The organism is Nostoc sp. DSM 114159 (assembly GCF_053470285.1).
On sequence record NZ_JBPFEH010000001.1, the window covers coordinates 3,339,522 to 3,352,064 of the forward strand.

At 39.4% G+C, this 12,543-nt stretch carries 10 protein-coding genes; 5 read left to right on the forward strand and 5 right to left on the reverse strand.

Annotated elements, in window-relative coordinates; genetic code table 11:
- Positions 1-93 precede the first annotated feature (93 nt).
- The 3 genes from ACR5KR_RS13735 to ACR5KR_RS13745 all read left to right on the forward strand — a co-directional run bounded on the left by ACR5KR_RS13735 (position 94) and on the right by ACR5KR_RS13745 (position 2,419).
- Complete coding sequence (locus ACR5KR_RS13735; RefSeq protein ID WP_445631895.1) at positions 94-546, forward strand: hypothetical protein; 453 nt, start codon at positions 94-96, stop codon at positions 544-546.
- 344 nt (positions 547-890) lie between these two features.
- A complete protein-coding gene (locus tag ACR5KR_RS13740) occupies positions 891-1,073 on the forward strand; it encodes a CsbD family protein (protein WP_099103871.1) in 183 nt (60 codons plus the stop codon).
- Between the two features lie 707 nt (positions 1,074-1,780).
- A complete protein-coding gene (locus tag ACR5KR_RS13745) occupies positions 1,781-2,419 on the forward strand; it encodes a histidine phosphatase family protein (RefSeq protein ID WP_448266905.1) in 639 nt (212 codons plus the stop codon).
- A gap of 56 nt (positions 2,420-2,475) precedes the next feature.
- Here ACR5KR_RS13745 and ACR5KR_RS13750 read toward each other — a convergent pair whose 3' ends face one another.
- The 3 genes from ACR5KR_RS13750 to ACR5KR_RS13760 form a co-directional block, all read right to left on the reverse strand.
- Positions 2,476-2,904, reverse strand: coding sequence for a hypothetical protein (locus tag ACR5KR_RS13750; RefSeq protein WP_448266906.1), 429 nt, complete (start codon positions 2,902-2,904; stop codon positions 2,476-2,478).
- Between the two features lies 1 nt (position 2,905).
- Positions 2,906-3,358 (reverse strand): retroviral-like aspartic protease family protein, encoded by a 453-nt coding sequence (locus ACR5KR_RS13755; RefSeq protein ID WP_448266907.1) that lies wholly within the window; start codon positions 3,356-3,358, stop codon positions 2,906-2,908.
- A gap of 376 nt (positions 3,359-3,734) precedes the next feature.
- The gene (locus ACR5KR_RS13760; RefSeq protein WP_448266908.1) at positions 3,735-7,322 is read right to left on the reverse strand and encodes a tetratricopeptide repeat protein; all 3,588 of its coding nucleotides are present in this window, start codon (positions 7,320-7,322) and stop codon (positions 3,735-3,737) included.
- A 137-nt stretch (positions 7,323-7,459) separates the two neighbouring features.
- Between ACR5KR_RS13760 and ACR5KR_RS13765 the strand changes: the two genes are divergently transcribed.
- Positions 7,460-8,587 (forward strand): succinylglutamate desuccinylase/aspartoacylase family protein, encoded by a 1,128-nt coding sequence (locus ACR5KR_RS13765; protein WP_448266909.1) that lies wholly within the window; start codon positions 7,460-7,462, stop codon positions 8,585-8,587.
- A 208-nt stretch (positions 8,588-8,795) separates the two neighbouring features.
- Here ACR5KR_RS13765 and ACR5KR_RS13770 read toward each other — a convergent pair whose 3' ends face one another.
- Together ACR5KR_RS13770 and ACR5KR_RS13775 are read right to left on the reverse strand one after the other, a co-directional pair.
- Positions 8,796-9,620, reverse strand: coding sequence for an Rpn family recombination-promoting nuclease/putative transposase (locus ACR5KR_RS13770; protein WP_448266910.1), 825 nt, complete (start codon positions 9,618-9,620; stop codon positions 8,796-8,798).
- A 212-nt stretch (positions 9,621-9,832) separates the two neighbouring features.
- The gene (locus tag ACR5KR_RS13775) at positions 9,833-10,915 is read right to left on the reverse strand and encodes an ATP-dependent 6-phosphofructokinase (RefSeq protein ID WP_448270193.1); all 1,083 of its coding nucleotides are present in this window, start codon (positions 10,913-10,915) and stop codon (positions 9,833-9,835) included.
- Between the two features lie 456 nt (positions 10,916-11,371).
- Here ACR5KR_RS13775 and era point away from each other — a divergent pair, with 456 nt between their 5' ends.
- Positions 11,372-12,346 (forward strand): GTPase Era, encoded by a 975-nt coding sequence (gene era / locus ACR5KR_RS13780; protein WP_448266911.1) that lies wholly within the window; start codon positions 11,372-11,374, stop codon positions 12,344-12,346.
- Positions 12,347-12,543 lie beyond the last annotated feature (197 nt).

Below are 12,543 nucleotides of genomic sequence, written 5' to 3' on the forward strand. Positions count from 1 at the left end.
TTTTTTAAGGTTAAACTCTAAGGTATATGGGAAAAAATTTCATCTTTCCTTAATTATTGTAAAATTCAGTTAACAAACTAGAGGTGTTCGTTTATGACTAATAGCAACACTGGCAAAGCAACCAGTTCTCGGCAGAAGTATGCCAAGTCTACACAGGAAGTTGAAAATCAACAAGACCAGAGCTTGAATGCAGATAAAGCCGAGGAAGTTAATGAACTGCCAGTAGGAGCTTCTGGAACACTCGCCATTTCTGGAATTCGCCCTATAGGCGCTAGCGACATAGAAGTTGCTGAACACCTTTCAATTTCTGGGGTGCGTCCTGTTAGCACTAGTAATTTGGAAGTAGTTGAAACCTATAATGCAATGGGTATTCGACCAATTGGTGCTAATAGATTCCAAATTGTTGAAAGTATGAATCTCTCTGGGATTCGTCCAATTGCCTCAAGTTCATTAGTAATTGATGAAAGCTATTCGACATTCGGTAATCGTCCGATAGCATCAAATCAGATTGACAATCCTGAAAACCTGATGGGTTTTCTAGATTAAACAACAAACATCCCCATAACTTTATTAACCCATTTTCTATAGGAAACTGGGTTTTTTTATTTAAAAAGTAAAAATTACCATTTGTAACATTTATTCTATGTCTTTTAGCATAGGTAACTAAACTATTCTCACTTTATTTTATATTCAATTAACAGCCAGAACGCTTATTAAAACTAACTTTCTTAATTATGAATTACCAATTACGAATTCCGAATTATTGAATCTTCCTTGTGGTAGAAGGCTTTAGCAAAAACTTTAAGTTAATGTGTAAAGGTAATAACAAAGAGTTTCAAAGTCAGTTGATAGCTTTGAAATGAATTTTTAATTGAATCAGGAGTATCAAAATGAGCATAGAAGATCGCGCAAAGGCTGCTGCTAAAAATGTTGAAGGTAAAGCCCAAGAAGCATTAGGAAACGTTACTGGAGATCCAGAAGATAAAGCTAAAGGTAAAGCAAAGCAAGCCGAAAGCGAAGTACGTCATGGTATTGAAGACGTGAAAGATAATGTCAAGAAAAACATTGACTAGTAATTCATGATTTTTTTTGCAGAAACTCTAGGGATATAAATGGGGTGGATTCCATTTTTGCAAGAAAAAATTACGAAATGCTAAATATTCAATGCTATGCGCCTTTATTCTATTCTTAGCAAGCGTTGAAAGATAAAGGACTAGCTTGATTGACAGAAATTTTATAGAGACGTAATTAATTACGTCTCTATATTTATGCTTAATTTCTTTTTACAGCAGATTGCAAGTTAATAGACCTCTTGCAAAAATCCTTGAATCACCCCTCCCCGTATGGGTTGGGGAGGGAGCAAGATTTAAAGTTTCCCCTTTATAAGGGGGGATTAAGGGGGGTAAGAATGTATTTCATTTAGATGCAAAATGCTGTAATTTATTTTTTATAATTATTAAAACTATAAAGCAATACAGTTCACAATGAGCAACAAAAACCTGATGTAGAGAAGCGATTTATTGCTTATTGAAATACCAATCACCTTTAATTAAACCGTATCATATTCTCAAGTTAGAACTTACACACTCAGATACCTCAACCTCCTTTAAAGTAATTTTCCGTTGCAAATCTGTCTACGACGATCGTAGCTAGACAACTTTGCTCAATATGAAAATCATTTAAAATATCAAAAATTGTAGTAATATACCACAGGCATTAACTATCTTCAGCTACATCTGATTGTTAGCGCTCTTAAATTCACAATCGATGAGAATATACCGTGAACCTAACTCTTTATTTTCTCCGTCACGGACAGACAGAATGCAGCCGCAACAATTCTTTTTGCGGTTCTATAAATTCAAAACTTACTCCAGAAGGCTTGGAGATGGCAAAAGCTTTTGCAGATACATATAGTTCTATGGATTGGACAGCAATATTTTGTAGTCCAATGCAGCGAACTGTGGAGACAGCAAAACCTTTGTATGAAGCAATAGGAATAGAACCACAACTTAGAGATGGTTTGAAGGAAATCAACTATGGCTTGTGGGAAGGAAAAACCCCAGAAGTAATTAGCCGTGAATATCACGATGATTATATTCGTTGGTCAGCAGATCCGGCTTGGAATGCGCCAACTGGCGGAGAAATGGCTGTCACAATTGCTTCTCGCGCCTTGCAGGTAATTGAAGAAATTAAACAAAATTACACTAGTGGAAAGGTTTTAGTCGTTTCACACAAGGCAACCATTAGAATTCTTCTGTGTAGTTTACTAGGGGTTGATGTCGGACGCTTCCGTTTTCGTTTGGGATGCCCTGTGGCTTCGGTCAGTATTGTAGAATTTACCTCACATGGGCCGTTATTAAAAGTTTTGGCAGACCATAGTCATTTGGATGAACGGTTACGAAATTTACCAGGAACGTGAGGGAGTTAAAAGTTAGGAGTTAGGAGTTAGGAGTTATTATTTTTGCCTTGCTCTCCCTAGCTATCTGGCTCAGTGTATTTGCAGAGAACGTTAATTCCAATTTTGATAATATATAACACGACAATTGTGGCGATCGCACCATCAATTGGTATTCCATGTACTGCTGCAACGGCAACCAGTGAGCCAATGATACTATTGAGCAAAGAACTACTACCGGGGTTATTAGTGTATTCTTTGATTTTGCCCCGTAAACCATCATCACCACAGATTTCCGCGCGGATTTCGTCGAGAGTCAGCTGCAAAAGAGATTTTTTGCCCCTACTATAATCTGTTTTGCCGACTTTCTCTTGCCAGAGTGTATCAAAACTCGCTTCTAGATTACCGTTGTGTTGTTGCAGGGTAGTAAGAGCTTGTTGCGCTGGAGTGTCGTTTGGCAGAAGTTGCTGAAATTCTTGGATTTCGCCAGGGGTTAATTGGAGATTCATGCTATATCCTTAATACGGGATAATTGGGATGCTCAGGATTTGGTGTAAGTCGCTGATTTTTACAATCTACTAATAAATCTAGCGTTTCCAGTACTGTTTGCCCAATCAGCACAGTATTGCCTGTAACTAATGTCGCTTCCGTCGTTTCTCGCCCTTCTAATTCTATAATTACAGGTTCCGTCACACCAATAGATTCTTCCATGCCGTTAGCGTATTGGGCAATCTGCTGACCCCGAATTCTCAAACCTAACTGCTGTACAATCGACATTGGTAGTACTGTACGCACAGCCCCAGTATCCACCAGTGCTTCGGTTTCATATACCTGCAACATATTGGGATTAAGCATTCCTCGACTCACAAGAGCTTCGTCTATGGCATTTGTTAGTTTAACTTTGATGCGAACTGCACCCATAGAATCATTGCTGGCATTATTGGAAGTATTAAGATTTACCATAATAGACATCTCCTAGAAAATTACCTAGAGAGAATTTATTAATTCTTGAATCAGCGATCGCAGTTATAAGTGAATGTCTTGTCGTCACCAACATTACAATATTAAGGCTTAAGGTTACAACATTAAGGCTTAAGGTTACAACATTAAGGCTTAAGGTTACAACATTAAGGCTTAAGGTTACGACATTAAGCCTTACAATTACAACATTAAGGCTTAAGGTTACAACATTTTGACAAAAGCTTATGCGATCGCTCTTTAGGGTAGTGCGCTCTGTGCGTAGGCGTAGCCCGTCGTAGACATCGCTAACAACGCTTAAACAAAACTTATTTGAGAAGCTGCGAGATCCCCGACTTCTTCAAGAAGTCGGGGATCTGAATCAACCTAGCTCATCTCGCGCTGCCCAAATTGCCTCGCCCACCTCTCCAGCGCACTCTTCACCCGTCGCCTCGCGCCAAATAACTTGAAACTGGCTTTCTCCTAACTGCTGGAGCATTCGCCCTAAACATTTGATATCCTCATAAATCCATTCTTGATTATGCTTATATGTAATATCATTATCTAAGACTTGAATATAAAATTGTAAAGCATCAGCGTAATTATTCTGCTTCTCCAAAGTTTTACCATATTCTATGAGTGTTGCCGATATTTTATTCGGGATTTTCAGTTCTATTCTAATGTCGAGAGCTTTTTTAAAGTAGGCTATTGCCTCATCAAAATTACTTTTTAGCTTTGCAACTTCACCCAAACCTTGGTACTCATCTGAAGCATTATACCAATCCTCTTTATCTTCATAAATTTGAAGAGCTTGATAGTAAAGTTGTTTCGCAAAATTGAGATTTCCTTGAAGCTTTGCTACCTCACCTAACTCATGATAAATACCAGCAGCAAAATAATCATATCCCAATTGTTCACAAATATGTAAAGCTTTTGTATAATTTAAAATTGCTTGGGTGTAATCTCCTTTATATCGTGCAACTACACCCATTTCTTGATAAACACCTATAAGTCTGTGCAAATCACCAGCATCTTCATAAATCTTAAAAGCCTTTCGGTAGTAGTGAGTTGCAGTTTTAAATCTCCCTTGTTGTCGGGCAGTTACTCCTAATTCATAATAAACTGCCGCTGCATGATAAAAATCACCAGCATCTTTATAAATTTTTAGCCCACTTTGATAATAGTTATAAGCTGCATTAAAATCATTGGTTTCTCGTGCTATAGTACCTAAATTTACATAGGCAATTGCAATTTCGCCAATGAGAGATGAATCATCTAATGCTGTATATACATCTAGAATTTCTTGATGAATCAGTCTAGCGTTATCTATTTCACCTTGTCGAAGGGCTTCTAGAGCATCAGCACTTTTTAAATATGTCCAAAATCCAAAAGCGCTTTCATCATTTGCCTTTATTTCTGCTAAGTTTGTACCAATTTGAGAAAGCGCCTTTCGTCGCAAAGAGCGATACTCTGCTGTGAAACCAAGAATATCATAAACTTGACCTAAAGCTCTTAAAATTCCTGCTGCTGCACTCCAAGCTTTTTGGTTTAGTGCAAACCGTAAATATTGCAGTAGGTTTGGCTCTTCAAGTAATAGAACTGTAGTTGCTGTATCAGCATTACCTCGGTCTTGTATATCATGAGCAGCCGCTAATATTAAATAAAATGCCATTAACTTTGTTTCAAGTTCGCTAACTGCCCCGATATTACAATATTGAGATAAATATTGCCGTAAATACCAAGGTAAAGCAGGATGAATTTCGTAAATGCCATCCCCAATATTTTCTAAAATTCCTGCTTTTGCTGCTTCATTTAGAATCTTCAACCAGTCTTCTATTTCTAAATTTTCTCCAAATATATCTTTATATTTTTGTCTAAACTCCAGCAAATTTTCAAAGCCAAAATCTTTTGAAAAATTAGAAAGTGTCCCAGCATAAATCCTCTCAGAAAACAGCGCCAAAAATGGTAAATGCTTACGTGTTCGTTCCGACAACTTCGCAAAGGAATAATCCAACGACACAGTAAGAGATTTTTCTCTACCTTCTTCCTCTTGTCCCCTAAAAGTATCCAACCCCCGCCGCAACGCCTCAATTAACTGTACAGGTGTCTGCATCTTTAAATGCGGTAACACCACCCGCAAAGACAAGGGATGTCCTCCCAACAATTTCAGCAATTCCAAATACTCTGCTGGCAGGTTCTTTCTCTCCACACCCACCGTTTGCAAAATCTTCGCGGCTAACTCTTGGGCATCCGCTTGAGACAACCCCCGCAAATTGATTAAACTATACCCACAATCCAACCAAGGTTCTTCGCGGCGACTGGTAATTAATACCCAAGATTTACCACCCCGCAATTCCTTCAGAAACCGCTTCAGCTTATTTCTCTCTTCCCCACTCACTAAAGGTTCGTTCCCCGTAGGGAAACCATTGACAGGTTCAAAGTTATCCCAAATCAACAAACAAGGATGAGTTTGCAGATATTGCCGCACTACAGCCTCTTGCTGTTCTGGCATCATTTGGGAAAATCTCTCACCGCCTAACGCCCTCCCAATTTGGTTAATTACCTGACTCAACCCCGCACCCTGTTCAAAGGAGGTAAAGAAAATACCCCCAGTCCGTCCTTGAGTATCATCCAACCACCGGGCGAAACCTGCGGCTAACTCAGTTTTACCGACACCGCCCATTCCCTGCACCAGCACAACATGATTTTGCCGAAATGCTCTCTCTAAACGCAAAATCTCATAATCTCGCCCAATAAAGCCATAAGCACTTTCATCAGGTAAACCTACAGCTTTGCTACTTTCTGAAATGTTGTCCGCTTGCGCCATCAACTCGGCAAAGCTGGGTGCTGTCTTTTGAGGAACAAAAGGCGTATAGGGTTCCTGCTGATACAGCACTGGCACAAGCCAGTCTTGTAAAGGTAAATTTCCTTTCGGACTGGGGCGCATTTTTTCAATAGACATGGACTTCCGTCCAGCTGCAACGGCTGTGGCGATACACTCTCCCCTGACTAATTCCCCATACAACCGCCCAATAAAGTGTTCTGCACCTTTGGCGTAAACTGAATACGCCATTGCTACTACACCCTTTGCCCCCAATTTCACCAACTGTCCCGCCACAGAAGAAAAAGCTTCTTCCCCTACTTGTCCAGACTTGCAAGCATTCAGCACAAAAATGGGTACGCGGCAATCTGTCAAATATTGGGCAATTTCTCTAGCGCTGACAGCTTGCTCGTTTCCCTGCTCATCCTCAAAGACTAAAACGCCCTGTGTCTGGTTGTCAAAATTCCCATGTCCATCAAAATGGACGATATGATAAAAACCCTTATGGGTTTGTAATTCTGCTTCAAACTCTTTCAAGCTAGGGGGACGCAATACCTTGAGATTGACTCGCTGACGTATCGGTTGCAACGCCGCCAGCAAGGGACGGGCAATAGTTTTAAAATTTACGTCTTGCTCATCGTCAGGACGAGCAATAACTAATAAAATATTCAGTTGGTCATCGGGCATTGGTGGCAATGGTGCTTTTACGCCCTGACTGCTGAGACTGCGATACATTCCCGCCAGTGAAGGTGCAAGAAATTGATAGTCGGGGGAATACAGCAATTCCCAAGGTAAATTCAGCACGTTGGCGTTATCAGAAATGATGCCCAGTTCGCATTTATCAAGTCCATCTCGTGTGGCTTCTTGAAAAAACTCTCTTCCTTTTTCTGTGCTGCGAAATACTAGCTCAAATAATTCTTGTCCCCACTGCTGTAACTTTTGTTCGATTTTTGCGGCGTTATCTAGAAAGATACCGTAGGGAAACTTGAGATAATCTTCTAAGTACCAGCGCAAATCAGTTAGCTTTTCTTCATCGAATGGTTGCTGAAAGGCTACTTCTGGGGCGAGGCGAGGACTTTCATATCCGCGTTGCCAAGAAAGTTGGATTGTTTCGCCTTGATGGGTGATTCGCAACCAATTTGTTGCCATTGCTGCTGTGCTGGTTACTGGGTAAATTGATGCTAGCTTAATTTGAGTAATTCACGCAGAGGCACAGAGAGGAAGATTGAGTTTTAATTCAGTACAGATACAGCGATAATGTACTCAAATTATCAGCGAATTATTTTATGCAGCCAGATATTGAGACTATTGTATTACGTCAAATGGCTTCGGGCGATCGCCTATCCTTACAACTATACAAATTCATCGGCGCTCAACCCGGTAAAAAGGTTTACATTCAATCTAATCTGCACGGTGCAGAAATTGCTGGTAATGCCGTTATTCACCAGCTAATTGAGTTTTTATTAACAATAAATCATACAGATTTAACTGGAGAAATTTGGCTAGTTCCGGTTTGTAATCCAATGGGGACGAATGAACGCGCTCATCATTTTTCTCCTGGACGTTACTGCATTTACGAAGCCAAAGACTGGAATCGCATATTTTGGGACTACGAAAAAGAAGCTGATGATTTAGTAGCTTTTACTAAATCTCAACTTCATCTCGATCTAAAGGTCGTTCGACAAAATTATCTAACTATAATTAAGCAACAATTCATGAAAATTTTAGAAAAAATTAATTCTCCTAGTGCAGTGCCATACACTGAGCTTTTTGGCTACAAACTACAAAATCTGAGTTTAGATGCAGATTACTTAATTGATTTACATAGTTCTACAAATCAAGCGTTAGACTACCTTTATTACTTCCGAAATCGAGAAGACAGTGCAAAATACTTTCTACTCGATTTTGGAATCTTGCTTAATAAATACGATGGTGATGCTTTTGATGAAGCTTTTATCAAACCTTGGTTAGCGCTGGAAGCTTGTTTTAAAGAGTTGGGTAGAGAAATTAAGTTTGATGTGGAAGCTTGGACACTAGAATTAGGCTCAGGAATGCAAATGAATCCTGATTCAGTCGCTAAAGGTGTACGGGGTGTAAAAAATTATTTAGCACAAAAAGGTGTCCTACAAATGTCTGATTTATCAAGTGACACAAAAACCCATGAAATGACTTTTGCATCTAGCAGCAACCGAAAAAAATATTATGCGATCGCAGGTGGTATGATTCAATCCAGAATAGAATTAGGCACTTCAGTAAAAGCTGGAGACAAACTCTATCAAATTCTGAGTTTTAATAAAGAAGGTAAGTTACCGAGTGTAATAGATGTCTGCGCTCAACAAGATGGATTGGTTTATGATGTGGCAACTAATCAGGCTGTGAATGAAGGCGAGTTTGTATTGGGAATTGTTAGTTAGAGGGTAACAAATATATCAAGTGATTTTAAACAATATCTTTATTAACGATCTCGCACTGCGTTTCTATTCCGTCTCAGAATGAACTCCGAGTCTCATAGCTGAAGCCCTGAACTTCACTTCTGGGTGGGATATCGATGAGTGTGACAGTTTCACTTCGTTTAGGGTTGTAGAGAGGTGCGATGCTTTCTTAAAGAAAATCAATTTAACTTCAACTACTATGTTGCTGTTCCAACCAAGTTACTAAATCATCCATCTCAGACATTCTTAAGAGCGATCGACATAAAGCCTCTAATTGTTCAATTCTCAAACTTTGAACTTTTTGATAAATTGATTCATCAATCTCACCAAAACGTTCTTCTAGCAGAGACATACATAAAGAAAAAGCTTCTTGTTGTTTTCCTTTTTGCAAAATATCTTGATAAATCACTGATTCTTGCATAATATCCTCACTTAACAATTGACGAATCAAAGTTTTGTCGAATCGCAAACCAGCTAAAATTTCTGTATACCCGGCAATATTTTGTTTTGTCTCTCTATCTGAAATTGTAGCCACTTTTTCCGCAACCTGGGACAATAAACTTTGTGGGGAATCAGTACGACTCAGAATAGCCAGAGGTAATAAATTTGCATTATTTAAGAATACACTCGAATCTTGCTCCCACATCTGTATGACTTGATAGCGGTGTACTGTCGTATCATCCACATATTCTTGAGTAAAAGCAATTTTATCATTTGTTTCTTGCAAAAATATGACTACCTGCACAACTGGACATTTATACTGACGCTTTAATCTCACAGAGTAATCTAGCATTCGGAAGGTAATTGCAGGGCTAGACTGTGTTAAAGTCTGAAACTCAATATGCAGAATCCTGTTTTTAGTTTGAATAAAAGTCACAGAATCTGCACGAATTGGTTCCAAGCTTAATTCAGTTTTTAGCACCTTTATATTTGCCGATTCCTCAGCAATTAACCACCGAACAAAATCTGCTGGATATTTTTCTGCCAGCAGCTTACAAACATTATCAAAACTCACAATATTAACAGACCTAATATTATGATTATATTACAGCTATTTTCAGGTAAATAGACCACACGTCAAGGGACGCAAGGCTTTGTGCCCCTACGACAGGGGTGGTTCAAATACATTAAATAGCATTTTTAATTTCCAACACCTGTACAATATCAAACTCTACTAAACTTTGTACTTTGATAGGCACAGTATAGCTGCGCCTCTACCATATATGTTTAATCTCCCAAATAAATACTCATACCACGAGCGGTTTTAACTAAAGTACCATTGGGATCGACAGCGCTATATTGAGCGATCGCTTCTGTAATTGGTACACTTAATACTTGGCGATTTTGCCATGTCACCATGCGATCGTATCGCTCTTCGGCTATTAGATTAACTGCTGCTACGCCAAAGGCTGTTGCAACTAATCTATCCAGTGGTGAAGCAGTTCCACCTCGTTGAATGTGTCCTAAAACTGTGACTCGCGTTTCTACACCAATGTGCTGAATAATTTCATCGGCTAAATATTCACCAATTCCTCCGTATCGAGATTGACCTAAGCGATTGGTAATTGTCACATTTTCGCCGTCTTGGGTACGAACTGCTTCAGAAACAATAATCAAACAATAGTTTTTGCCTTTTTCTTGGCGTTCTTTGATTTTGTGGCAAATGTGTTCAACTGTATAAGGTATTTCGGGAATTAAAATTACATTTGCTCCCCCCGCAATTCCCGCAGCTATGGCTATGTGTCCAGCATCACGACCCATTACTTCCAAAATCATGACTCGGCTATGACTTGCAGCGGTAAAATGTAACCGATCTAGTGCTTCTGTGGCAATATTTACTGCTGTATCAAAACCGATAGCGTGTTCGGTAACGCCAATATCGTTATCAATGGTTTTGGGAATACCTACTAAATTAATACCACCTTGTTGAGCTAGGCGACGCAAAATTGCCAAGCTACCATCACCGCCGATACCAATCAAAGCGTCTAAACCTAGTTGATGATAACCTGCAATAATTTCTTCGGAGCGATCGCATAAACTTCCATCCGCCATTGGAAAAGCAAAAGGGTCGCCTTTATTGGTTGTCCCCAACATTGTGCCACCCGCAGTTAACAACGAGTCAACTTGGTCAACTTCCAACTTGGTGAATTGTGGCGGACGCGCCATTAATCCTAGAGTCGCTTGACGAATTCCCAAAACCTCCCAGCCGTAAGTATTTACAGCACAATTTACTACAGCCCTAATCACAGCATTTAAACCAGAACAATCACCTCCACTTGTCAGAATTCCTATGCGTTTGGGTTCTCCCACATTTTTTGTTGACATTTTGATCCAAATGTATATGTTCAGCAGTCGATGAAAATTAAGCCAAAGTTAGCAGCAGATTAAACTTAAGCAAAAGTCCTCCCTGTTAATGCCAAAGTAATTTTATGTTTCTTTTGGATCTAAAAACAAAACAAAGTCTAAAAATTCCGCAACTCTTGAACCAGAAGTCATAATTTATGTGGGTTTGGTATGATTGCCGATGAAATGAGGTAAACTTGGAGTTTAATTTTTTTAATATTCTGACTACTAAATTCTGACCGAAGCTTTCGGAGTATGTGGCTTTGCTTCTGAATACTACAACTAAGGCGATCTCAGCTGTAAAATATAAGTGTAGAGCCAGTAGTAGATTAAACCTCGGCAAAAGCAATCCCTAAAAATGCCAGGGTAATTTTATGCCTATTTTGTGTCTAAGAAAAAACCAAGTTATCCCAGCTATCAAATATGAGGGTGGAGCCAAAGGTGACTAGTATTGAAAATTACAACTTCTCTTTTCCAGGAGAAGTAACAATTCCCCAGGCTCCTCCTGATTTTAAATCAGGTTTTATCGGCATTGTTGGTCGTCCAAATGTCGGTAAATCTACTTTGATGAATCAGTTAGTAGGACAAAAAATTGCCATTACATCACCAGTAGCACAAACTACACGTAACCGTTTGCGCGGTGTATTAACTACACCAGAAGCGCAGTTAATATTTGTAGATACGCCAGGAATTCATAAGCCCCATCATCAATTGGGCGAAGTATTGGTGCAAAATGCCAAAATTGCCATTGAATCGGTAGATGTAGTGTTATTTGTGGTAGATGGATCTGTGGCTTGTGGATCGGGCGATCGCTACATTGCTGAATTGCTTAGTCGCAGCAAAACACCAGTAATTCTGGGTATGAACAAAACCGACCAACAACCGGCTGATTCGCAGTTTCTAGATGATAGCTACGCTCAGATGGCCCAATCCCATCAATGGGAAATCGTGAAATTTTCTGCCAAGACTAGTACCGGATTACCGCAACTTCAAGAATTATTAATTAAACATTTAGAAATTGGGCCATTATATTATCCTCCAGACTTGGTAACTGACCAGCCAGAACGCTTTATTATGGGTGAATTGATCCGAGAACAAATTTTATTATTGACTCGTGAAGAAGTACCCCATTCAGTAGCGATCGCCATTGACCTAGTAGAAGAAACTCCCAGCATTACCCGCGTACTTGCTACTATCAACGTCGAGCGTGATTCCCAAAAAGGCATACTCATCGGCAAAGGTGGAGCGATGCTCAAAGCAATTGGTAGTGAAGCCCGCGAACAAATCCAAAAGTTAATCGCTGGCAAAGTTTATCTAGAATTATTTGTGAAAGTCCAGCCAAAATGGCGACAGTCGCGGATTAGTTTAGCAGAATTAGGCTATCGCGTGGAAGAATAAAATTAAGTTAGGAGTTAAGAGTTAGGAGTTAGGAGTTAAGAATTAAAGAGTTATGAATAGCTCCTGACTTCCTGCTTTGTTTATGATTGGTAGGTTTTTCAGATTAGACCAATTTCTTGAGTTTGAGAACCAACATAATTGTCTGAAGCCCTAAATCTCAGTTGAATAATTGAAAAGTTCCTCAATTATTTTTTGGA